The organism is Bacillus sp. UNC41MFS5, from assembly GCF_000686805.1.
On sequence record NZ_JMLP01000019.1, the window covers coordinates 68,521 to 92,330 of the forward strand.

Below are 23,810 nucleotides of genomic sequence, written 5' to 3' on the forward strand. Positions count from 1 at the left end.
CGCTTATGGAAACGGATGCGGATATGGGTTTAGTTGTTCAAGTGTCAACGGTTGTTTTGAATATCCGAGTTCCATCGGTACCCGAAGTACCCGCTCTAGCCCAGTTACGCGAGTAAGATGTTGTCCGAATGTCATCGGCAACATCCCCGGAATCAGCACCTTCACGCAAAAAAGCCCATTCCGCTTCAATTCTGGTGCCGTCTGGTCTACTACAATCACATCAAGATTTAATTGACGAAAAACTTGAAGAATGTCCTGAAGATCGTTAGTAAGGTCAGTATGTTTTGGCTTCCACTTGAATTCCTCTGCAAATGTTCGCAATGGACGAGTATCTTGAAGTAAGAAATCCAAACGTTCTTCCGCTTGCGGCAAGCCGTACAGCATGCCATGATCATCCATCTGCTTCACCAGAGATGAATCTTGCATCATTCGGCTATACTCTTCTTGGTTCGACTCCAATTTCTCATCTAGCGTCAGCATCATGCCAGCCAATTCATGAACCGCACTTTTTACCGCCCGTACCGGGTCGAGATGTGCGCCAGCAGCACAAATAAGATTCAATCCCTTTTCTTTCCTGTTTTTTGCAATCGCACAAATACTCGGAATTCCGTGTTCCATCGTCGAGTTATACAAATACAGATCATATCCTGCGACCACCCGCATTCGGTCAATCATTAACTGCAATTCTTGGTCATCAGCTGAGGATGGGTCAAGACGCGGCAAGTTCAGCTGCGCGTACCAAGTCATCAGAAATGAATCACGCTCCACCACTTCCATAATTCCGTAAAAAATAGCCTCCTCCAAACTTCCGCCTAACGCGCAGCCGTTGGAAGTTTCATAGACAAATCCACGCTGCCCGCAGCCCAAGCTGTAATAGGCAAGCAGTTCAGGCACAAGTATCGGACGCTCTTCCAAAAACGAATAACCCCATACCCAATTCATTGGTTTTTCAGGATTAAACGGTTGAAAAGGAAAACCATGCTGCTCATATTGTTCCTTTGCGTGTACACCCACTTTAATAGGATTAAGTGCCTTATTCTTCAAATTGTGGAAACTATCAAAGACAACTGTACGTTTCCCGCGTGGCTCTAGACCGCAGTACCGCTCCAATCCTTCTAAAATGGCAGTCAACTCACTTACTTCATATGAATTTGTCCTGCCTGCTGTTCCCTCATCCCCCTCGAACAAAGGCAGATTAACACTGACATCGGCAAATGGCCGCACCAAGTCAACCATTTTACCATTCAAAAGGCCTGTTCGTTGGTCTAGATAATCTATAGCTAAAACTTTACTTAGTTCTTCCAACGAACGGGAGCGGTAACTGTCGGGACTGACCTTCGGACTTGGCTGCAATGAGATTCGAGCAGAGTTTTCCGAATCGTCGGGTAATTGGCTGCAAACTGGACACAACGGGTCAGGGAGAAAGGAATGCCATGAACTCTTTAATGTTTTCAAATTGATTAAACATACCTGGTCTTCCGTAAGAGGATGTTCACCCCGCAAAATTCGCTGTACCTCTGCACTGAACTGGTGTGCCAGCTGTCGAAGTCCTGTAAATGATGCCCACCCTTCAGGCTGCATACCTCTGTACTCCTTTAGTTTCTGCTGTATCCCCCACACTTCTGTACGGTCACGACCAGCCATGAGGCGTCTCATGTCTGCACATTGAGAACATCCCGATGATCCTTGTCGAACTAGTGGACCCACCACTCCCTCTCCAAATGAAACGAAGCCACGCAGCCAAGGAGTGCCTGTTCGTCGAAACATCTCTTCTGCCTTTTGATGAACAGAAGGATTCCAGACATCGTGGAGAACCAGAGCCAAATCAGTTTGTTTCGGTACAACCGCCTCGAATTCGGTTTGGCGAACTACATGGTAATGGGCGAAAAGTTCTTCACACACACTGTCTGCCACCACCCCTTTTCCTATAACCAAAACGACAGCAGCGCTCACCTAAATTCCTCCTCTCGAAGCAACACACCGAACACCCCAGCCAAACCTTCTTTTAAAAATGGTTCAATTTCTTGTTCAAACACCGAAAGCCGCTTATGATTTCGTTTCAAAACTTCTATAGCGGACTGGAAGTTCTCGGATTGTATCCTCTCTTTACAAGCAGGGATTACAAGGCTTTGCGACACCTCCTCTTCCAGACGCAAGGACGATACATCCATTGCTTCCACTTGGAAGCTGTTTTCCGGGTTTTGTACTTTACTAAGAGCTTGTTGTAACGCATTTCGTAACGCCATTGTTATATTCAAATCTACGCTGCGAAACCATCCGTCACTCGTACTGACCCATACCACAGGGAAACCGGACACTTCCTCTCCTAACCCAATAATCGGTGCCCCATGAATCGTAGATAGCGCCTGCAAATAAAACCGGCAACGTTCATCTTCAACAGCACTCAACTGTACCCGCGAGATAGATAGCATCTGATCACGCTGTTGAATGTTCAATTCTTTGTCCAAACACTTTTGTAACCCACGGCAAACACCTTCCGCAAACGTTTCCCCTGCACCAACTCCTACAAATTCCTCCAATTCTAGTATTCTACCCTCTACTTCCTGATGTGGAAGTATATTTGTAACGTACAAGTCGATCATTCGTGAAACATATGCTTCAATCCCAGCCAGACCGGCTTCCCTTCGTGCCTCTTCATGTGTCAGACCTGAACAGACAATATCACTTAACAGCTCGGCCGGTCCCTCCGACAACGGGTCGACTGCCTGAACACGACACTGAGCTAACGGAAGCTGCTTTAATTCCTCCTCCCCCCAAATATGAAAAATCCCCGACTCCTTTGATGTCAACTGGTAGAAGTAAAGAAGCAATTCACTCTGCTCACGAGTGCTTAATCCCTGTCCAAGCCGGCTTTCGAAATCTTCAACCCATTTAGTCGATATTCGCCCAGTCACATGAGGATGAGGTAAAAAGGAATGCCAGTTTCCTTCTAACGTATCTAGATCAAGCAGGAAGAATTGATTCTTCTGTTCTAGTTCGGTTACTCCTGTAACCTCTTTAAACAATTCAAATACAATCACATTGGCCAACATGGCTCCGGCTGTCGAAGAGTATGCAGAAAATTGTTGATCTTTGAATAGCACAGATTGGTGCAAGCGGCGCCAAGCAGACTCCCAGCATGCCTCAGAGTCTGGTTTTACTAACGGACCTGCAATACCCACCTGTTGTATGCAAATAGCAGGGAGTAACATCTTCTTTTCTTCCCTACAAACCGTATGAAGAAGTCGCAGTTCCTCTAGATTGCCTTCCTGTGACACATACAAAATCGAATCAAACGGCTGCACACTCTCCCGCCAAAAACTTACCCTATCTTCCTTTAATTTGACCTCTTCTACCTCCACCTCAGGGTCTGATTTATGGGCATGTGCCACTAGTTCCAACAACCGCCGTCTATTAGTCGGTACCGTGTCGGTGATTAGCAGTTTGAACTTGGGTAATCCGGATTCAATCAACGAAGAAACCAATGAAACAAAAAAAGGACCAGAGCCAACTGCCAACACTTTGGCCTGACGATAGGTTTGAAAACGATACGCCCCCGAATTAACAAAACTATCCACAAATTCTATTTGTGAAGCATGCCTTTTAAGAACCTGATCTTCCAATTGATGCGGATAGTCTTGACTTACATCTCGGACAAACCCATTTCGATACAGCACTTCTGCAATTTCATACACTCGATCACGGTATGGACCAGGTAATCCTTCTGTTAAATTACCCAACGTATACTCCCCGTTGAACATTGGGATCAGCTTTTCAACCCACTGCTCAATCGTACTGCCTTCCATACGGAACGAGCTAATATTGTTGCGAAAATACACACCTCTGTTTGAATCGGGGATAAAAAACATGTCCCTTTTCACTTTCAGACGCATAGAAGGGTTCAAACTTGTCATTTCGCTCCTCCTTAGCCTTAGCTTTACTCCATTCTGTAACAAAACTTCACTATTATTCTATGTACAGCAATTTGTCCCTTATGTCTAAGCTAAGAGAGAAGAGCCCCTACAAAAACACATGCAGGGACGGTCTCTTCTCCTTAACAATCAGTTTTACATTAGAAAAATCGATCGATTAACCTCCGCATCGATGGCCGCCACAATGAGAGCAATGAGCGCAACTAGAACACCTAAAGCAACTAAAGCAACTAGAGCAACGGAAACAACTAGAGCAGTTAAAACAGCTAGAGCAACTAAAGCAACTAAAACAACTAAAACAGCGTCCAATACCACCTATACCACCAATTCCGCCAATTCCGCCAATTCCACCGATTCCGCCAAAACCACCAATTCGAGACTGATCAAGATAGTATTGGTTTGGATCAAAAGGAACGGCCTGGCTCACTTGAAAGTCTCCAACATTCAACATTTGGAGTTCATTTTGTAAAGGATTCATTTCATACCTCCATCTATTTAAAATAAAAATTTGTGTTAGTACATAAAACTTCAAGTACTCTCTTCACCAAAATATGACCTTTGGATGGGTATTGCTACTGATTCAAAAGCCTATTTTATTGGGACATTCCTAATACTTTGCCTAAAATGTTGATTAAACTTAAGGATTAGAGGGGCTTAGAGGGTGGGATTAAACCTGTTGTCAGAAGTTCTACCACACAAAATGGCCCATATTGCATCAAACAGAGCATTTTTTAAGAGCTAGTTTCATACATAAGAGAAGTGCATTATTTAGAAAATCTACCAAAGCACACCCAGGGAGGTAAATTATGATCCAACAAACTGTAACAATCAACAGAAATGCAGGTTTATATGCTCAGCCGGTCAATCAATTAGTTCAACATGCTTCTCGATTTAATGCAGATATCTTTCTAACGTATAAAGGACGAAAGGTGAATGTAAAATCGGTCCTCGGCTTGTTATCGTTAGCGATTCCTAAACAGGCAGAAATTATCTTAGAAGTTTCCGGGGACGATGAAATAGAAGCACTTAGAGAGGTAATGCATACGTTGGAAATGCTAGAGTAGAAATATCTGAATAAAAAAAGAGGAGGCTGAATCCAATTTGGGTTCCAGCCTCTTCCAACCATCTATTTAAATGTTAAAGACTTGCTTACATATCCCCGGTCACGATGATACAAAATAAGTGCAATCACTAAGATACCCGAGGCGATCCAGATTGACGTGTTCCCAAAGTAGGTGGTGGAAAATGTCCCCGTCAATGCGCCAAATAAAAATGAAAGAATAATTACAAAAAATTCTTTGAACTGTTTTTTAGCCTCATCATTATGTTCTTTTAAAGCCAAATAAGCCGCTTGTGTGGCCGTCCGAAGATTCCCAGTTGTCATTGTTGAATTGTAGGCCCACTTATCAAGTTTATTAAACGTACTAATTTGTAAAGACGATACAAATGCAATACATACGGTCACCACGATATTCGGTACATTGCTTGGCAATAGACCTACAATTATTAAAACCAGGCATTCTAAGATAAGAATAGACCTTCTATAACTATGCAAGACTTGTCTTACCCGAGGAATTTTAACGATTTCTGAGACCAAAACACCTAAAACAAATGCCAGAATGGGTGGGATAAAAAGCATTGTTCCTTGCCATTCCCTGTTTGCTGCTTTTACAGCGAGTAAAACCAAATTTCCTGTTTGGGCATTAGCAAATACACCGTCCCTGCTGATAAATGTATAAGCATCTAAAAAACCTCCTACTACCGCTAACAACATACCTAAATAAAATGAGTTGGACGCTAACGAAGGGATTTTATCTTTCATTGGTTGTATGTTCTCCTTGTTCCGTTTTGTTGCTTACAAAAGTATTTCCTAAGTCCTTATTTTCTTAAAATATCATGAATTTTAGCGAAAAAGTTACCTCATTTTTGACAATAAAAGAAAATTATCTATAAAACACGGGAATTTGAAGTTAAATTTTTATGATTTTCCAATTCTATAGTTAGAGTTTTTGAAGGTTTTAGATTTACTGGGCGAATATTTGCATTTTATGGGCGAATTCTTAAATTCAATGGGCGAATTATCGCATTCATTGAGCGAATTGTGAAATCTCTCAGGGAGTCCTAGTTCTATCAGCGAATTTGTTAGTTCTATCAGCGAATCCCATAGTCCTATCGGCGAATTCTCATGTCCAATCAGCGAATTTCCCAACTCAATCAGCGAATCAGCTATTAAGAGATATTCCACCAAAAATGGGACCAACCTCATTAGTTAGCCCCTAGTTTCGCAACCAATATTATTGATTATTCTTCATCCAATCAATCAATTCTGCGATAGCATCTTCAAAATCAACAGCTGCCGTCCCGTCTTCTGGAATTTCCTCCATCCCCTGTTCAAATTCATTCAGCCTGACAATCAGTTCCTCTAGACTCGCATCTGTCTTTTGTTTCTTTGATTGATATTTTTTGGCTTTATTTAAAAGGTCGGTAAACTGTTCCTCTTCACCAATTTCATCCACCAAGCTCCAAACCTCTTGTAAAACAGCCTCTAGTTTTTGTACGGAATCGTGCAGCTTTTGTAATTTCTCGATTGAGTTTCCCATTCTAGTACTTCCTTTCTATCTAAAAATGCACTCCATTCTATTATTTTCAAAAAATTCGTTTAGGAACCACAAATATACCATAAAAAAAACGCCTAAAGGCGTTTAATAATTGCACTTTGGACAAGGCTGAAAGCGGTCTTTTCCATGTCCGCACTGTCTGCACTTGTCTGGGTATTGTTTCCCATTTTTAAATTTCCATTGTTCATACGTGATGCCATGTGAACCTTTATCGTTTAAGTATTTAATATAATCATTCCCATAAGGATAGATCAACAACATCACCTCCAGTGCTCCTTATAATGTATGCGCTTACATAAATGAAAAACACTAGAAAAACAAATAAAAGTACCCGGTTCATTTTTCATATGCACAAAAATACAGCATGGTTAAAACCATGCTGCATCTTCATTGAAAAGGAGTGAGAAAAAGCTTGAAATGTCGGGTGAACATTCAAGCTCTTTTTCTAACTAATTTTTTGTCAAAAAAGTCTTTATCTTTTTCAACAATGGTTCATTAACAGTCTAATAATAATTCATCACCATTTCTCCCATGACCCAGTTTGTTCTAGCGCCTGAAACTCCTGTACTTGGGCACTGGGAGCAACCAGTTGTTAAATCTGCAACGATTGTTTCGACAAGTGGTTGATGAACGTGCTGTGGCCGTTCGAAACTCCACTGCTCTGTTCCGTTCGCTGTCGTCAAAACGATGGGCTCATTTCCGAAGGTGGAAAAGCTGATTTTCCCTTTGCTCCCCACGATTTCATTGATATCGACATCTTCAAAAGCCGTGAAACACCAATTTCCTATGCCATGGACCCCTGTTTCAAACCGATAGGTTCCTGTTACAATATCTTCGGCGCGATAATAGTTCCCTTGATTGGAAGCAAAACCATGAACAGACGCAATAGGTCCAAGTAGAAAATCTAATAGATCGAGTGTATGACTGGCTAGATCAAAAAAGAGTCCTCCGCCGGCCAATTCTGCTTGAACTCGCCAAGGGAGATTTTGTGGATCCAACACGTCTTCGGAGGCTTTTTGATATTGGGTTGATGATACAAACCGAATCTCCCCAATCGCACCATTATCCAATAACTCTTTAATTTTTAAAAATCGTTCTTGTGCCCTGCGATAGTACGCTACATATAAAGGCACGCCGGCATCCTCACAAACTGCAATCATTTCTTGGCATTCAGCAAAATTTCGGGCCATTGGCTTTTCTACATATACAGCTTTCCCGGCCTTTGCTGCCTTGATTGTATATTCTTTATGCGACCCTGGCGGTGTGGAAATATAGATTGCATTGACCTCAGGATCGTTAATGAGTTCATCAGCATTGTCGTACCATTTAGGGACAGCATGCCGTTTGGCATAGTCCTTGGCAAGTTCCCCTGTTCTCCTCATAACCGCGACCAACTCGGAATGATTTATTTTTTGAAAAGCAGGACCGCTTTTTACTTCCGTTACGTCACCGCATCCAATTATTCCCCAACAAACCTTATCCAACTTCATCCCACTTCTCTCCTTATTTGCCACAGCACTTTTTATATTTTTTACCGCTTCCGCACGGACATGGATCATTTCGTCCAACTTTATTTTCCATTTGAATCGGACCACTCTGGGGATTTCCACCCTGTTTGCTTTCATTTCTGAAGTCAATTTCTCTTTCAAGTGCGGCTAGTTTCCAATCCATTAATTCCGGGTGTGTTTCGCCCATGATGGAATAATAGCTATAAACCGTCTGTTCGATATCAACTAGGCTAGAGAAATATTCATTTTTCATATGATCACTAATTTCTGGTAATGCCTTTTTAGACAGCTGATGACAAAGAGCTTCAATCAGCATATCTTGTTCGTCAAGTTCAACTGTACCTCGATAAGCTTTGATTAAAACCTGTACTGCCCGGTCAGATTTAATATTTTCAACAACTGAACTAGCATAAATAATCGAATTCGAATTTTTTAAATATGGTTCTACCGCTTGCACAACTTCATCCGATTGAAAACCAATTAATGCGGATGAAACCTCTTCTAACAAGATATCATCATCACGGTCCAACAAACTGGCTAGCAGGGGGATATGCTTTTCTAGTTTCAGTAATCCAATCATATATACATACAAGATTCCATGAAAGGAAAACCATTTTTCGTTTAATTCCTCTTTTAGAATTTCCTCGATATCCTCTTCTGTGATCCAACCATTTTGAACGATACATGCGGCAAGTTTCTTTGCTTTAATAAATTGTGAATGCTCATATGTTTTGGCTTTGTCGAGATCGTTGATTATTTGTGCAAATTCTTCCCAAACGTCTTCGTCGTCCCCATTTACAATCAGATCAAATAAGGACCAATGCTCTTCACTTAAATATTTTTGCAGCGGTTCTTTATATTTTAGGCCAATACTTGGTTCAATCCGTTCTAATAAATTTACCGCCAAGTGGCTTTTAGTCTTGTCCATCTTTGGGATATTCTCTAACAGAACCTGGACGGCCTCTTCATTAATCTTCATGTTATCAATGTAAATTAGTATCGACGATTGCTTGTCCTCGTTTTTAAAAGCTTCCCTCAATAATTTTATCGTCCATTCTTCTGGGACGTTTGGATAATCGTGTAAGGCATGAAGCACTGTGTCTTGAATTAAGATATCCCTGCTAATTACATGCGGTTCTATTTTTTCTAAAAAAGTCATCGTATCCGTCCTTTTATCATCTTTATTCTCAATAGTATTATAATTGATTTTAAGCAGCAGCACCAAAAGAATACTTTAATGGTATGTATGAGCTGGAGCAATCGAAATACAAAAACTCGCCGCAAATCTTCTTGGGCGAGTTACTGATTTATGATTGTTTTACTTTATATTAAAATGTTAATCCGTGACCAAGCTTATAGATATTACCATCACTATCTTTATAAGCATACTGGAGACCTTCTGGCATATACTTGTCCTTGTCATAGCCCGGTACATCATTCCTTGATACACAATTACCTACTTCATCAACTGCAATGACGGCTTCACTAGCTGGCAATGTCAACGGTAAAACACCTACTGGGCGGCTATTACCTGCGATAACCTCATATTGCGCCTTAAAGTAGGTATCGTACCCAGCGATTAGGACATCCGCCAAAGGTTCAACGTTTCCAAGAATCCAAGGCAAAATGAAATTCACACTCATAATGACTTTTCCGCCGCGGACATGGATACTGTCTGCCACTTCTTTAAGATGACCCATTCCACTTAAAGTGGTTTCTTGATAGGAAGTACCATCTAAAGCCGTTTCTGTTTTATCTTCGCAGATTTCAAGTTCTAACAATCCTGGGGTTGCATTGAAATATGCCCCAGATTTTGGACTTAAGAATAGAATAGCGATGTCAGCTTCTTCGTAGTTATCCGTCATTGTAAATTGACCAAGCTCTTGACACTCTTGTCTGGCTTTTTCCGTATAAGTAGTTGCTCTTTCTGGTTCTTTGTGGAAAACTTCCACATAAACCTTCTTATTATCAATCTTATCAGCTGTTAAAGGTAACGTCTGGTTGGTATTTTTAAGAACGGTTACTGATTTTTTATGAGCCTCATATGCTGCTTCCCAGCTTGCAGGATTATTAACTACTGAAGTTGCATTCTCTGGTGAAACATAAGTACGATCATCGAATAGTCCTAACGCAAACATCTCTGTAAGAAGTCTTACATTCGCTTCATTAATCCGCTCTTCACTGATCCAGCCATTTTCGATCGCTTTTTTAAGGTTTTCAATATCGTTCGTGTCAGAAATAAGCTCTGTGCCCGCATTAATCGCTTTAGCAAAACGTTCCGCCTCACTTAAGGTTTCAACGCCCCAGCTCATTTTACTTGTGACGCCGCTGTCACTATTAATATAGCCTTTGAAGCCTAATTTTTCTCTAAGGATCGTATTTAAGAAATAATCATTAAAGGTAAAACCAACCTCTTCGAAAGGAATGTTTTCACCTTCGAATTCTTGTACTGCACTTTTCTTTACACTAGGAATCGAATAATATGGCATCATCGATGAAGTTCCATGTTCTACCGCTGCCCGAAACGGAGGCAGGTGATACTTTTCTAAGCTTCCTGGAGTTGGGTATAGGTTCCATTTCCCCTCTTTATAATGTGGATCAAATCCATTTTCCCTTGGTCCACCGCCAGGAAAATGCTTGGTCGTCATAGCGATACTATGATTTTCGAGGGTCTTCCCTTGAAAGCCGTCAATAATGCGGCCGATTGCATCCGAGATAAATTCAGGGTCTTCACCGAATGTACCATATATCCGCTGCCATCTCGGGTCCGTAACAGTATCTGCCATGTACATATATCCTTTTCTTAAACCAACAGCATCCCACTCATCATGAGCTATTTCGGCAAATTGGCTAAAAAGTGATGCATCACCGCCATTTTTTATATCCCCTTTAGCTGCAGCAGCAAGTCCTAACGTTCCAGGCCAGGTAGAAAAAATCCCAGCTGCATCATTCATACCAAAAATGAATTCTGTGTTTTCGTTTCTTGAATTCGATGCGATTAAACAAGGAATACCAAGACGTGTTCCCTCACATACTTCATTCATGGTATTGACCCACTCTGCCATTTGAGCTGGGCTCCAGTTATCTCTTAGAATGAAGTGGCGCAGATGCATGTTCTCAATCGTATGCGTTGTGCCATATACTTTCGCCAAAGCAAAAATAGTTTCACCCTTTTCAACAATTCCTTCATCTAACACGCCATCATGACTTGTTTTACTCTTATCTTTTTGAGTAAGTCCCATTTGACGAGTATTTATAAGCATCATACCGACCTTTTCATCGATATTCATTAATGAAACTAGGTTCTCCGCACGTTCCTTCGGGCTTAAGCGCCAGTCCTTATATGGTTCTAGTTTCCCACTATTATTTAAATCTTTAAATTTTAATCCATCCACTTCAATGATGTTCTTAACTCTTACTTCTAAATTCGGTTGTTTATGGTTTTCTTTCATTTTAATGCCTCCTATTCTTGTCCATTCCCATCTTTTTGGAATCGTCTGGGACAAGGGCTAGGTTCATGTTAGCAATTTCTGTGGGTTTTCACATCCAATATTGTTACCTTTTATATAAAATTGCACACTAATCACAAATAATTTTTATTAAAAGTGGCCATGAAATTATTCATGGCCTCCTAACCTAGTGGCTGTTTTTATACTCTGTAGTGGTCATTCCAATTAACTCTTTAAATACTTTACAAAAGTAATTATAGCTACTAAAACCCACATAAATACCAATATCTGTAATAGATAACCGCCCTTGCTCAATAAGGAAAATTGCCTCTTCTATTCGCTTTTTATGTAGATAATCAATCACACCAATATTCAATTCTTCTTTAAATTGCCTCGAAAGATACATTCGATTAAAACCTATTTCGTCTGCTATCGATTGTACATTAATAGGTTCTTTAAAGTAGAGATTTATATACATTAACGCTTTCCTTACAACTGTACTATACCCTTTAACGGCAAAATTCTTCACTGCATCACAATATTCTTCGACCATCCTGTAATTTATGGCATCTAAATCGGACATAGCTACCGCGGCCTCAATCTTTAGTGCAAATTTTTCCGAAATAGCATGTAAATATTGAGGTTCCACCCCTCCCTTAGCAGCAGCCATCCGATTCATCGTATTACTTGAAAAGCTAAGATTTTTTTTCGCCCGCAAAGGATTGCCTGGAACTCGATATGAAAAGTCACCAGTAAAATCAATTAATGCTTTCATTGCATTTTCTTTATCGCCCATTTCGATATAATGTAAAAATTTACTTTCTGCCTTATATCTAAGTTTAACTTCCATTCCATCTTGAGCATAATCCAGCGGCTGTACCTCCAGTTGTTTTTGCTCACTATGACTTGTTGCCGTTACAAATTGGGAGTCAACACGCGGATTCGCTAATAAATTTACTAATAAATCACCAATTGCTAAGTAGGATTGTCCCAAATTGGGTAATGATTTATAAAACTTATCAATAGGGTTTACCCAATTATTTTCAAGGTGATTTTCTCTGATAACACTCCAGATAAATTGTTCAGTTATCTGCTCTAACAGGAAAGGTCCGACGATAACCATTCCTTGAAACTGTTCATCCATATATAGGGCCGTTGCCATATAAGAGAGTTGGAAAGAATCTGTATGAAAACAAAAACTATTTTTATTGGTCTTTTCTAATGCTTTCTTAAGATCCAAATAGATTTTCTTTCGAGCTTCAACAAATATTAGGGGTTCACTATCATCAGATATATGTAAAATTGTTTGAAATTGATAATCAACCGCCTGTACATCTAAGTGAAAAGCATTTTTGATTAGCCAGCATTTACTTTTCAGTTCATCCACAACAAATCACCCTTCAGATTCTTCGGATTCGCATTTGTCGCTTTCAGATTCCCATCTACTTATTTCTTCCCTAACAATTGGTGCAACCTCTTTACCTAAGAGCTCAATGGCTCTCATTACATCATCATGTGGCATGGAGCCAACAGGGCAGTGGAGCATAAACCGTGTGATTCCAACATTCTTACGTAAGTGGATGATTTTCTCGGCAACTGTTTTTGAATCCCCTACGTACAATGCTCCTTCCAAACTGCGAGCGGCATCAAAGCTCGCACGATCATACATCCCCCATCCGCGCTCACGTCCTAATTTATTCATGACATGCTGGGTGGAAGGGAAAAACTTATCAGCTGCAACTTGGCTAGTTTCCGCGATGAAACCGTGCGAGTGCGAGGCAACCGTTAGTTTAGACACATCATGACCAGCGTGAACGGCTGCTTTCTTATAAAGTCTTACAAGTGGCTCAAATTGCAGCGGGCGCCCGCCAATAATGGCTAGAACGAGTGGCAACCCAAGCAGACCTGCACGGATAACGGAATCACGGCTGCCGCCACTTCCAATCCAAACCGGCAAAGGATCCTGAACAGGTCTAGGGTACACACCGAGATTTTGTATGGCTGGTCGATGTCCGCCTTCCCAGGTCACTTTCTCTGACTCACGTACTTTTAATAATAGCTCTAGCTTCTGATCAAATAATTCATCATAGTCTTTTAAATCATAGCCGAACAGCGGAAAAGACTCGATAAATGAGCCCCGGCCTGCCATGATCTCGGCCCGGCCATTTGAAATCGCATCAAGCGTTGCAAAATCCTGAAAAACTCGAACCGGATCGGCAGAAGAGAGAACCGTTACCGCACTGGTTAATCGAATCCGATTGGTTTGTGATGCGGCAGCAGCTAACACCACTGCTGGAGAAGAGGCCGCAAAATCCTCGCGATGATGCTCACCGACACCAAAAACATCGAGTCCAACCTGATCTGCAAGGACAATTTCCTCTACCACTTCACGGATACGTTGCGCATGACTAATCACCTCACCGGTTTTCACATCCGGTGTTGTTTCGACAAACGTGCTCACACCTATTTCCATATAGAATACCCTCCTATTAAGCCAAGGCCACTCCTGGCCTGAGTATATTAAAATTTAATTTAAGAAATACCATGCGTAATTATCCTACATTTCCCGATATATTTCAAAATAATCGGATTTTTACTATTAGGATGTAAAACAAAAATGAGTGTCAGGCACCCTTTGGGTGCCTGACACTCATTTTTTAATAAAAGAATTCTGTTTCATTATGGGCAACTGAATCTGTATTATTACCAGGAGTTGACGATTTGAAGGTCGTAATTTTTTCGTATTCTCCTGGTTGAAGAATGCTTTTGTCTCCTCTCATAAGGTAGGTGTAAGCGATAATCGAAATAAATAATCCAAATGTCCAGGCGTTATCCCACAAAAAGCGAAGTCCCGGGATGAGAAGTCCAAGTACAGGAACGGCGACACCAATTATCAGGGCGTAAACACCGTTTTTATTAAAACCGGATGTATAACTATAGCGGCCGTTTACATCATATAGTTCGTTAAGGGCCATTTGTCGCTTGCGAACAAGCCAGTAATCCGCAATAGCAATTCCATCAATCGGACCGAGTAAAGCACCGTACGTTCCCAACCAGCCAAAAATATAGTTTCCAAAGTTCTCCATAATGTACCAAGGCTGCATTAAAATCGCAAAGATTCCAGTGATTAGTGCACCTATGCCAAACGTAATTCGTCTTGGATTTAGATTTTCAATTGCACGGGCCGGTGCAACGATGTTTGCCCCGACATTAATGGTTAAGGAGGCAATCACTATGATTAAAGTTCCCAAAAAGATAACAAATGGAGGGAATTTAGCTAGTAGTTGAACTGGGTCCCATAGTGCTGTCCCGAAAATAACTACCGTTGCGGATGTGACCGCAATTCCGATAAAGGAGAAGATACTCATCGTAAGTGGCAGAGAGAAACTTTGAGCCAGCATTTGTGATTTTTGACTTTTTGCATAGCGGCAAAAATCAGGAATATTCAAGGCAAGGGTTGCCCAGAAGGCAATAACGCCGGTTAATGCAGGAAAAAATACCTTTAAAAACGCTCCTGTTGTCGTGAATTCAGAAGGGGTATCTAAGATTGGACCCCAGCCTCCTGCATTTGTATATGCCCATATAAGTAGAATAATGGAAGCGATACCGACGATTGGTGTGGCAATTAAGCCAAGAACTTTCATTGCTTGAGGTCCCCTATAGGCAACAACCACATTTAATGCCCAAAACAAGGCAAATACAATCGCCGTATGTCCTGGAACGTTTCTCCAGGCGGCAAAAGAAGCCGATAAAAGTGTATCAATCGCACCAGTACCAATCCATGTGTTAATTCCAAACCAGCCCGCGGCAACAATCGCTCTAGCTAAAGCTGGGATATGTGCTCCTTTTGAACCAAACCATAAACGAGCAAACACGGGATAGGGAATTCCAAACTTTGTACCAGCATGGGAATTTAATAGAATAGGGATAAGGACAATGACATTTCCAAGAAAAATCGTTCCAATTGCCTGCCACCAATTCATTCCTAATGAAATCAAGCCACTAGCCATTGTATAGGCAGGAATACACAAACACATACCAATCCATAATGTAGCAAAGTTTAGCCCTTTCCATGAATGTTCCTTCATTGTCGTTGGGCGCAGGTCATCATTCCACATTTCACTGTTACTTAAACCATTGGCTGCATCAGGCGTCAGGGTAACAATACCATTTTGTTCAATTTGTGTTTTCAACAAATTTCCCCCTTATTGGTTATTTAACGTGCTTTTTCTAGTGAAACAATGATGACGTAAATTCAAATGATACGGATTGGTTTGGAGCTCATCTCACGCTAGATAAAGTTGAACGAATATTAAAAAAATTAATGGCGGTTTTTAGCTATTTACCATTGCATCCCCTCTCTTTCCTTCACTTCCCGCAGACAGGACCCTATTTGCCGTCCCCAATGTATCAGGTAAAGCAAAAGGACAAGAAAACCTACTTCTCTATATTATATTATAAACCTCTTATCCTTCCTGTCATTGGACAAAAAGTCGAATAATTTCGATAAATTCTTTTATATTATGTAAAATGCTGCATCGGGTCGTTCAGGTGTATCCTCCTGAATGGATACCACTACCATATAGTGGATTATAATCAGGAGGACAGGATCTGTCTTAAATTGCGTAAGAATCCCTTACATAATTTCGTGTTCTTTTTCTAATAGTTGTTTACATCTAACTTAGTTAATGCGTGTGAAAATCTATTGATCCCCTCATGAATCATGCTTGTATCAACCCTTCCATAGGTAAGACGGAGACATCCTTTTTCAGAGCCTAAAACATTTCCGGGAACAAAGGCAATTCCCTTCCTGATTGATTCCTCCAGTAATTTTTGCTCATCTATAGGTCTGTTCACTTTACACCACAGATGAATTCCCCCATCTGGAATAGAGAAAGAAACTTTTTCATCCAATAATTGGTTAATACTTTGAACAAGTTGATTTCTCCGTCGTTCAAGCTCTTTTCTCAAAAATTGAATATGTGCATCAAAGGACTGTGACCCAAGAAATTCATTCGCCACCCATTGAGGAAACACACTATGTCCAAAATCAACTTGTTGTTTGGCGTCGGCAAGCCGCTGAATGACCTTTGAGGGGCCAATAATCCAACCGATTCGCAATCCTGACGCAATAATTTTCGACAATGAACTAATATATAGAACATTTCCATTGTCATCCATTGATTTTAACGATGGATTTACCACTCCATCAAAGGAGGTCAAACTATAGGGGTCATCTTCAATAATCGGAATTCCAAATTCTGCTGAAATGTTTAAAATTCGTTGACGCCTTTGCAGGGAAAGAACCTTACCTGTTGGGTTTTGATAATCCGGATTTAAGAATACCATTCTTATTCGGTGTTTCTTATGTAATTGAACAAGGTCCTCCGGATTTACCCCATTTGAATCCACAGGCAATCGGAAGATTTTTAAACCTGCCGTTTGGAAAATGGGCAGGGAATAACAATAAGATGGATCCTCTATAGCCACAGCGTCACCAGGTTTAAGCAAGCATTGGACAATCAGATGCAGCGCCTGCTGTGCACCAGAAGTAATAAGAATCGAAGAAGAAGTTGTATTAATATTCTTATATTCATTCACATGAGCGGCAATCGTATTCCTTAATTCTTCATTCCCCTGTGGATCGTCATAGCCAAGATAGCCTGTAAAAGGCTGCTCGGAAAGAATTTGTTGAAATTGCTCATTGGGAAATAGACTAGGTGACAATTCACCGCTTGCCATATTAATAAGGTCATTATCTTGTGTTTCCTTACGAATTCTTTGAACAACTGGAAGGTTGGGAAGAAATGAGCCACGCTCCAAATATCTACCCCAGTTTGGAATCCGTCTATGCTCGAGTCCCCAAATATCTGTACTGACAATGGTTCCACTACCTTTTTTTCTCTCCACAATCCCCATCGACTGCAGTTCTTCATATGCGGCTACCACTGTACTACGATTCACTTGCAGCTCTTCAGCTAAGGCCCTTTCTGAAGGTAACATGGTTTCCGGTGAAAACTGGCCTGTGGAAATACCTTGTTCAATGTAATCAGCAATTTGTTTATAAATTGGTTTTTTATTTGTTCGATCGGGTCTCCAATCCACAGTTCTCCCTCCTTTCATAAGTGGATGGTCCATTTTTTTAGTAATTGGATGGTCATTTTTTATAACTTTAACCTTAATATAGGAATCATACTATGTCTAATGAAAAATCAATAATTTTATCATATAGTGAGGATGAAAAAATATGAAGTTTGGCATGATTCTTATCATTGTTGTTCTAATAGCTGCCTTAATTGGTACCCTAGCACTTACTGGGAAACCGGATGAGGACTATAAAAGTTCCACAAAACAAAACACTTTAAGGTTGACGGCTATTTATGCCATTGTCATCTTAGCTGCAATTGGGGGATTGGCTTGGTATATCAGTATGAACTAAATATTAATAAATCTTTAGGAAAACACACATATTAAGAAAAAAAGGTGTGTTTTTCTGTGGATTTCCCTACTATTCAAACAAATTTTTGGGATGCAGTTTTTGCAATCCCAATCATTATCGTGTTAACTCAACTAATTAAGGTTTATTTCAAATTGCCGAAATGGTTTGTGCCAACCATTGCACTTCTATTTGGATTAGGAATTTCAATTTTTATAAGTCACAAACACAACACTCTTGGCGGTATATTTATGGGCTGGTTTTACGGATATGCAGCGATTGGGACTTATGCTTCGTTAAAATCAAATATTATTTCTTTTAGGAATAAACAAAGGAAATAATTTTAAGATCTCCCCCATTTAACACATAATTCAAAATCTATTAAAAATAATTATTTCGAAATCCGAAAAAAATGTTACAATTCTAAGTATTACTTTTAATAGATTGAAGGGACATGAATGAAAAAAAAGCAATGGCTTATATATGGAATGTTGATTTTCGCTACGGCGACATGGGGAAGTGCATTTATTGCTGGAAAAATTGCTGTTCAAGACTTTGAACCGGCTACAGTTGCTTTTTTACGTTTTTTAGGTGCTTCTGTCTTATTGCTCCCGCTGATGTGGTTAACTGAAAAAAATCGGATTAGGCCGACTCTTAAAGACTATAGCTTGTTTGCGGTTTTGGGTTTAACTGGAATAGCACTCTATAATATTTGCTTTTTTATTGCCACCAAACATGCACCAGTCATTAAGAGTTCCTTATTTATTGCGTCAAATCCTGTATTAATTGTTCTTCTATCAGGGATATTTTTAAAAGAGACGATTACCAAGAATCATATTTTTGGGATGTTGATTGCTCTTATTGGGGTTACTTTTATTATTACAGATGGTCACGTACTTTCTTTGTTCGAAATCGGCTTTGAAACGATTGATTTTGTCTTACTAGGTGCTGTGATTAGTTGGGCCTTATACAGCGTTGTCGGCAAAGTGGTGTTAAAAAAGTTTAGTTCAGTCGAATCCACTACTTATGCCGTAGCTTTTGGTACATTATTTTTATTGCCATTTGCATTAGTGGAAACCACATGGAAGGATGTCCAGCATGCTGACATTTCAACTTGGATAGCCATTGCCCATATGAGTATTTTCGTAACAGTGGTGGCATTTATCATGTATTATTACGGAATCAAGGAAATTGGCGCGGCAAAAGCTTCGATTTTTATTAATGTCATGCCAGTATCGGCCGTTTTGATGGCAACCATCTTTTTAAATGAAACCTTCACTGTGGCTCACGGAATTGGAGCGGCCTTTGTTCTATCAGGTGTTTATATTGGAACAAATACGAAGATTTTCAAGAAAAAAATAAGTACAGTTAATCGTGCTATTTAATTGAAAAATCACTTTAAAGGACTTACCAAATTGGTAACGGGTTCCGTTTCCTATCGCAAAGACCCGAAAATGTAGCTAAATTTGTACCGCCTTTTGTAACTATTTTTGCAATTTAAAAAAATGGCTCAGTTCACTATACTGAGCCATTTTTAATATCCATTTTTGATAGCTTGTTGAACTAACGCCCCCGTTACTTTAAGTGAAGAATTTCATAATCCTTATTAGAAAGAGAAGAATGGTTACCTTCATCTCTCCAAAGACATTAACGTAAAGTGTTTTCAAGGATGTAACCATTCTCCCACGTTCCTATAAGAATAAATCGGTCATCGTTGCTGAATTCCCCAAAACAAGCATATTGTATTTCTTCAACTACAATGGGTTCTAAATCATCGTATCGCAGTATTAAAACTGTCTTGCTATATGTGATGATAATAAATCGACCATCATTTGATAGGTGAATGTGTCGAAAAAAACCAAAGTAGTCAGAGTATTCATCATCTGTTAAGCTAACTTTCTTTATAATTTCTTTAAACTGCCCATCAAGTATAACTATGTCATAATCTTGAACCACAATATATACCTTATGAATAGAGTTAAAGATGATGGAATCCCAATTCCGAATTTCTAAGTTATCTAATAATTCAATGGACTCTTTATTTATTGGTTCTTTAACTTTTACTATTTTTTCGATTCGGTAACCTTCATTATTTACATAACTCAAAGTAAATAAATAAGAACTTTCAGCCTGGATAAAGTGATTAAAATAAATAAGAGTAATTGAATCTTTAAATTGAGTCAGTACGCCAAACTCACCCTTCTCAATGTTGATTAATGCCAGTTGATGTCCGTCTTTCGTTTTCAGTGTATCAAGGATAATGAGTGAAGTATTAGTTAAAGCAAAGTCCCCTTCAACAAGTTGATATTTTTTATTCGATTTAATGGTTTTGATTAACTGAAATCCAACCGTTTCATACACACATACAGTACCGATTGTGTTTTTTATATATAAATAATCATCATTGTCTGAGAAATGAATATCTCCAGGATTATTAGGTTTACTAAGTTCAGCTATTTTCTCCCAAGAACTTGAATCAAAAACAATCGTTTTACTACCCATTGTATGGCATAAAAAACGATAGTCATTCGAAAATTTTATTTGATAAGAGGTTTTAAATTTTTTGATTACTTTCATTTGAAGCATACTTCCATACTCCTTAGAAATTCATTTTCCTACTTTTTGTAGTCTACCCCTTCTGGAACTATTCTGCCACGTTCGTATTATAAGGTTAGCCAGAATGCTAAATATTTCTGGTTGACCATTTTTTTTATGGATTTATTATATCAGTAGCCAGGGTAGAACGTATCTGCTCGTGGGGCTTCGACCCCGTCAACTAAACGGTTCGCCCCCTACTTGTAGAAACATGATTGAGGCTGGTTGGGACCTAGATCTCGTATAACAAGCGAAGCTGTGACACTGCATGGAGGAATTAGGGGTACTGGCAAATTACTAGTTTAGGAAGAGGATTTTAAAATGAATCCAGTCATTGGTCTGGATGTTTCAAAAGGAGAAAGTCAGGTTCAGGCATTTTTAGATAAAGGCAAACCATATCGTAAGAGTTTTAAAGTTTCTCATACTATTGAAGGTCTTGAGTTACTTGTAGAGTTTCTGGGGGTCGTAAATAGAGAAACCGGTAAGAAACCCCCTATCGTCCTAGAAGCAACGGGACATTACCAATCCCCTGTTGTTCAATACTTGGAGGAACGTGGATTTTTATTAATCATCATTAATCCATAGATCTCTTATAAGGCTAAAAGTTCAAGTCTTCGTAAAGTAAAGACAGATGGGCTAATGAAAAAGCTATTCAACTCAAAGCTGCCGCAGACCGAAATCCGTTTGAAAAGACTTTGTATCAGAGCCATATTTTGAGTCTTGGTATGTATATAAACATCATTCTTCAATACAAAGAGCACCTATCCAAGTTAGAGTCTGAGATAGATGCCCTGGCTAAAGAAGTTGAAGAATATAAAATAATCAAATCTATTCCTGGTATCGGAGAAAAGGTCCCTGCAACGATCATTTCAGAAATTGGAGAGATAGATCGATTTACCGATCCTAAAAAGCTGGTAGCTTTCGCTGGGGTTGACCCAAGTGTATTTGAATCTGGTAAGTTTACAGCCACCAAAAACCGAATCACTAAAAGAGGATCAAGTAGGCTTCGTCACGCCTTATATATGGCAGTTCGTTGTGCTATACGTGACTGTCGTAAGAGCAAAACGAGCGATGAAATAATTCCTCGCAATAAGAAATTACGAGAGTTCTATGATAAGAAACGTGATGAAGGAAAACCTTTTAAAGTAGCTGTAATTGCTTGTGTAAATAAACTCTTACACTGGATATTTGCCCTTTTAAAAAACAAAGCGACTTTCCAAGATATAGCTTAGAACCTAAATTAAACTAAATTGCACAAATCCTTCCAACACCAGACTAACGGAAGGTTATTTGGCATGCACATTTTTAGTATAACATGAGATATTTTAAGTTTTTATTGAAAAATATTGACAAACTATTAGCTGGTTTAGTTGAACAAGAAAAAGACCGAAATTGACCCAAATGTAACAAAATATATATTATGTTACATTTTTTAAGGTACAAAAAAAGTTGCATATGTAGCTAATGCTTTGCAACTATCGCGCCCGATTACGGAAGATATCTGTAAATGCTCACAGATAAATCAAAAAAATCCAATCTTCCGGTACTATGAAAAAAATTAAGCCATATTAAATACAAATCCCCTTTAAATTAATAAAGGGGATTTACTTTATCTATCTGAATCATGATTAAAATAAATAGGAATGAAAGACAAACCCTTTTCTTTTCTAACTTTTTCAGCTTCTTCTGGATTTCCAGCCTGAATTTCACTAAGAATACCAGATGTTTGTGATATGGAAACTTCTATAACCTTTGAATTTTCCTGATTTTTCACTTTTCCTATTACAGTTCTATCAATTGAAAATTCTTTTGGATATTTTTCAAGATATAAATCCATTTCTTTCATTTCATCATTCGACAGTGGTTCTGCTGTAAATCCATTTTCAGCTAACAATGCGTCTATATTGGGTTTTTTACTACCTTCCGCTTGTTTTTCTATAGTTCCACTACCGAAGATTAATCCTGCTGACATGATTCCTACTCCCACTAAACCAAAAATTATTCTTTTCATTTTATGATATCCTTTCTATATTCAATTATGTATAAAGGCGATTTTATTATTTTTGATCATAATATTGAGCATACAAATTATCAACTACTGCTAGCAATCATTTTTGGCTTTTTGGGTTCCTTCAATGTAATAAAACTTCCATTAAGTTACATTCATTTTTACGCCAGATTCCATAAAAAAAGCTGCATTGCAGCTTTTTTTAACTATCGCACCCTTTAGTTTAAGTACATAATTTCACAATCATATTTCAAAATGAAAAAGAGCTACACTCGTAGCCCTTGGATTTATTATTTGAATCCAACTTTATTCACAACTTCAAACTGTTTTTTCGCTATATCCAACTGTTTGTTTCTTTTATGAGTTGCTGCAAATTGAACTAAAATCATGAGTACATTTATTACAATCATCCCAATAACGGCGGAAGCAAAGCTGTTGGATGCATCATGAATCCATCCGAGGATAATTGGACCCAAAGCACCAATCACATATCCAACAGATTGTGTCATTGCTGACCAAGAAGCAGCGTCATGAGCGTTATTTGTAGCATCAATTGGTAAAAGAAGGTTTAAAGAAAACAAACCGCCTGCCCCTATTCCGATAAACGCTGAAGCAATTATTGGTTCGACATTTAACATTAGTAAAATTAGACCTATAAGTTCAAATAAAGATTCGATAACAAGCCACAAGCGTCGAGACGGAAAATATTTTAACAAAATAGGTAACACTAGACTAACAGGAATTTGAATAGCTACGAATACAGTAAGGGAAGTTGATGCGTAAGATTTTGTATAGCCCATTCCTTGGATAATCTGTGGAAGCCATGCTGTAAACGAGTAAAATAACATAGCCATCAAACCGAAGGACAAAGTAAGTATCCAAGCCTTACCATTCCCCCAAGGTAATTTGGTATTTGTTCCATCTGAAGCAGTTTGAACTGATTTCTTTACTTGTAGGTTAACAAAAATCCACCAGATAATAGCAGCAACGAAAGCGATAATTGACCAAAATGCAAGTGAGCTCTGCCAGGATTGAAAACTTCTCTGCAACGGAGCCGCTAGCATAGAACTGAAGGCAGCCCCCAAAGTCAGTGCAACTGTGTAGATGGCAATCATTGATGGAACTTGTTTAGGAAAATGCTTTTTAATAAATCCTGAAAATAGCGGACCCATTAATGCAATACCTATACCCGCAATAAAAGAAGAAATGAGCAGGACAGATACGGAATGAGTTAACAAACGAATAACAGTACCAACTCCAATGA

At 39.2% G+C, this 23,810-nt stretch carries 20 protein-coding genes and 1 pseudogene; 5 read left to right on the forward strand and 16 right to left on the reverse strand.

The features are described from left to right. Window positions 1-3: 3 nt before the first annotated feature. The 3 genes from BR30_RS0111590 to BR30_RS35835 all read right to left on the reverse strand — a co-directional run bounded on the left by BR30_RS0111590 (window position 4) and on the right by BR30_RS35835 (window position 4,410). The gene (locus BR30_RS0111590; RefSeq protein ID WP_026565167.1) at window positions 4-1,953 is read right to left on the reverse strand and encodes a TOMM precursor leader peptide-binding protein; all 1,950 of its coding nucleotides are present in this window, start codon (window positions 1,951-1,953) and stop codon (window positions 4-6) included. Beyond that, the gene (locus BR30_RS0111595; RefSeq protein WP_026565168.1) at window positions 1,950-3,914 is read right to left on the reverse strand and encodes a putative thiazole-containing bacteriocin maturation protein; all 1,965 of its coding nucleotides are present in this window, start codon (window positions 3,912-3,914) and stop codon (window positions 1,950-1,952) included. Before BR30_RS0111595 ends, BR30_RS0111590 begins: the two co-directional genes overlap by 4 nt. A gap of 175 nt (window positions 3,915-4,089) precedes the next feature. Next, a complete protein-coding gene (locus BR30_RS35835) occupies window positions 4,090-4,410 on the reverse strand; it encodes a heterocycloanthracin/sonorensin family bacteriocin (RefSeq protein ID WP_081825421.1) in 321 nt (106 codons plus the stop codon). Window positions 4,411-4,738: 328 nt separating this feature from the next. Between BR30_RS35835 and BR30_RS0111605 the strand changes: the two genes are divergently transcribed. After that, window positions 4,739-4,996 (forward strand): HPr family phosphocarrier protein, encoded by a 258-nt coding sequence (locus BR30_RS0111605; RefSeq protein WP_026565170.1) that lies wholly within the window; start codon window positions 4,739-4,741, stop codon window positions 4,994-4,996. 62 nt (window positions 4,997-5,058) lie between these two features. Here BR30_RS0111605 and BR30_RS0111610 read toward each other — a convergent pair whose 3' ends face one another. The 10 genes from BR30_RS0111610 to pdxR form a co-directional block, all read right to left on the reverse strand. Next, complete coding sequence (locus tag BR30_RS0111610) at window positions 5,059-5,754, reverse strand: YoaK family protein (RefSeq protein ID WP_026565171.1); 696 nt, start codon at window positions 5,752-5,754, stop codon at window positions 5,059-5,061. A gap of 472 nt (window positions 5,755-6,226) precedes the next feature. Next, window positions 6,227-6,532: a hypothetical protein gene (locus tag BR30_RS0111620; protein ID WP_026565173.1), complete on the reverse strand. Its 306-nt coding sequence runs from the start codon at window positions 6,530-6,532 to the stop codon at window positions 6,227-6,229. 102 nt (window positions 6,533-6,634) lie between these two features. After that, complete coding sequence (locus tag BR30_RS36670; protein ID WP_155928581.1) at window positions 6,635-6,805, reverse strand: hypothetical protein; 171 nt, start codon at window positions 6,803-6,805, stop codon at window positions 6,635-6,637. Between the two features lie 248 nt (window positions 6,806-7,053). Beyond that, entirely contained in the window at window positions 7,054-8,040 is a 987-nt protein-coding gene (locus BR30_RS0111630) for a Gfo/Idh/MocA family protein (protein WP_026565174.1), read from the reverse strand. A 13-nt stretch (window positions 8,041-8,053) separates the two neighbouring features. Then, window positions 8,054-9,217, reverse strand: a complete 1,164-nt coding sequence (locus BR30_RS38840; protein WP_026565175.1) for a YecA family protein — start codon at window positions 9,215-9,217, stop codon at window positions 8,054-8,056. A 169-nt stretch (window positions 9,218-9,386) separates the two neighbouring features. After that, the gene (locus BR30_RS0111640; RefSeq protein WP_026565176.1) at window positions 9,387-11,510 is read right to left on the reverse strand and encodes a glycoside hydrolase family 3 protein; all 2,124 of its coding nucleotides are present in this window, start codon (window positions 11,508-11,510) and stop codon (window positions 9,387-9,389) included. Between the two features lie 184 nt (window positions 11,511-11,694). After that, window positions 11,695-12,894 carry a helix-turn-helix transcriptional regulator gene (locus tag BR30_RS35185; protein WP_051633575.1) on the reverse strand — a complete coding sequence of 400 codons (1,200 nt, stop codon included), beginning with the start codon at window positions 12,892-12,894 and terminating at the stop codon, window positions 11,695-11,697. Between the two features lie 6 nt (window positions 12,895-12,900). Further along, the gene (locus tag BR30_RS0111650; RefSeq protein ID WP_026565177.1) at window positions 12,901-13,980 is read right to left on the reverse strand and encodes an LLM class flavin-dependent oxidoreductase; all 1,080 of its coding nucleotides are present in this window, start codon (window positions 13,978-13,980) and stop codon (window positions 12,901-12,903) included. Between the two features lie 184 nt (window positions 13,981-14,164). After that, window positions 14,165-15,700 (reverse strand): NCS1 family nucleobase:cation symporter-1, encoded by a 1,536-nt coding sequence (locus BR30_RS0111655; RefSeq protein ID WP_026565178.1) that lies wholly within the window; start codon window positions 15,698-15,700, stop codon window positions 14,165-14,167. 466 nt (window positions 15,701-16,166) lie between these two features. Further along, the gene (gene pdxR / locus BR30_RS0111660) at window positions 16,167-17,612 is read right to left on the reverse strand and encodes a MocR-like pyridoxine biosynthesis transcription factor PdxR (protein WP_026565179.1); all 1,446 of its coding nucleotides are present in this window, start codon (window positions 17,610-17,612) and stop codon (window positions 16,167-16,169) included. A 142-nt stretch (window positions 17,613-17,754) separates the two neighbouring features. Here pdxR and BR30_RS0111665 point away from each other — a divergent pair, with 142 nt between their 5' ends. The 3 genes from BR30_RS0111665 (at window position 17,755) to BR30_RS0111675 (ending at window position 19,328) form a co-directional block, all read left to right on the forward strand. After that, window positions 17,755-17,946: a hypothetical protein gene (locus tag BR30_RS0111665; RefSeq protein WP_026565180.1), complete on the forward strand. Its 192-nt coding sequence runs from the start codon at window positions 17,755-17,757 to the stop codon at window positions 17,944-17,946. Window positions 17,947-18,002: 56 nt separating this feature from the next. After that, a complete protein-coding gene (locus BR30_RS0111670) occupies window positions 18,003-18,284 on the forward strand; it encodes a hypothetical protein (RefSeq protein ID WP_026565181.1) in 282 nt (93 codons plus the stop codon). A gap of 117 nt (window positions 18,285-18,401) precedes the next feature. Beyond that, window positions 18,402-19,328, forward strand: coding sequence for a DMT family transporter (locus BR30_RS0111675; RefSeq protein ID WP_026565182.1), 927 nt, complete (start codon window positions 18,402-18,404; stop codon window positions 19,326-19,328). A 262-nt stretch (window positions 19,329-19,590) separates the two neighbouring features. On the opposite strand, the gene BR30_RS0111680 is transcribed toward BR30_RS0111675, so the two are convergent. Further along, complete coding sequence (locus tag BR30_RS0111680; RefSeq protein WP_026565183.1) at window positions 19,591-20,529, reverse strand: hypothetical protein; 939 nt, start codon at window positions 20,527-20,529, stop codon at window positions 19,591-19,593. A gap of 330 nt (window positions 20,530-20,859) precedes the next feature. Between BR30_RS0111680 and BR30_RS33220 the strand changes: the two are divergent. After that, window positions 20,860-21,770: pseudogene (locus tag BR30_RS33220) on the forward strand (IS110 family transposase). Window positions 21,771-22,147: 377 nt separating this feature from the next. Here BR30_RS33220 and BR30_RS0111690 read toward each other — a convergent pair. Continuing rightward, window positions 22,148-22,510, reverse strand: a complete 363-nt coding sequence (locus BR30_RS0111690; protein ID WP_155928583.1) for a hypothetical protein — start codon at window positions 22,508-22,510, stop codon at window positions 22,148-22,150. A 326-nt stretch (window positions 22,511-22,836) separates the two neighbouring features. Then, window positions 22,837-23,784: an MFS transporter gene (locus tag BR30_RS33225; protein ID WP_231507682.1), complete on the reverse strand. Its 948-nt coding sequence runs from the start codon at window positions 23,782-23,784 to the stop codon at window positions 22,837-22,839. Window positions 23,785-23,810: the final 26 nt, after the last annotated feature.

Bases quoted from the DNA above. Each gene is read 5' to 3' on its own strand.
- BR30_RS0111650 (WP_026565177.1), bottom strand. From the start codon at position 13,980: ATGGAAATAGGTGTGAGCACGTTTGTCGAAACAACACCGGATGTGAAA.
- BR30_RS0111610 (WP_026565171.1), bottom strand. From the start codon at position 5,754: ATGAAAGATAAAATCCCTTCGTTAGCGTCCAACTCATTTTATTTAGGT.
- BR30_RS0111640 (WP_026565176.1), bottom strand. From the start codon at position 11,510: ATGAAAGAAAACCATAAACAACCGAATTTAGAAGTAAGAGTTAAGAAC.
- BR30_RS0111595 (WP_026565168.1), bottom strand. From the start codon at position 3,914: ATGACAAGTTTGAACCCTTCTATGCGTCTGAAAGTGAAAAGGGACATG.
- BR30_RS0111665 (WP_026565180.1), top strand. From the start codon at position 17,755: ATGAAGTTTGGCATGATTCTTATCATTGTTGTTCTAATAGCTGCCTTA.
- BR30_RS35835 (WP_081825421.1), bottom strand. From the start codon at position 4,410: ATGAATCCTTTACAAAATGAACTCCAAATGTTGAATGTTGGAGACTTT.
- BR30_RS0111620 (WP_026565173.1), bottom strand. From the start codon at position 6,532: ATGGGAAACTCAATCGAGAAATTACAAAAGCTGCACGATTCCGTACAA.
- BR30_RS38840 (WP_026565175.1), bottom strand. From the start codon at position 9,217: ATGACTTTTTTAGAAAAAATAGAACCGCATGTAATTAGCAGGGATATC.
- BR30_RS0111690 (WP_155928583.1), bottom strand. From the start codon at position 22,510: ATGTCAGCAGGATTAATCTTCGGTAGTGGAACTATAGAAAAACAAGCG.
- BR30_RS0111675 (WP_026565182.1), top strand. From the start codon at position 18,402: ATGAAAAAAAAGCAATGGCTTATATATGGAATGTTGATTTTCGCTACG.
- BR30_RS0111630 (WP_026565174.1), bottom strand. From the start codon at position 8,040: ATGAAGTTGGATAAGGTTTGTTGGGGAATAATTGGATGCGGTGACGTA.
- BR30_RS0111605 (WP_026565170.1), top strand. From the start codon at position 4,739: ATGATCCAACAAACTGTAACAATCAACAGAAATGCAGGTTTATATGCT.
- BR30_RS0111680 (WP_026565183.1), bottom strand. From the start codon at position 20,529: ATGCTTCAAATGAAAGTAATCAAAAAATTTAAAACCTCTTATCAAATA.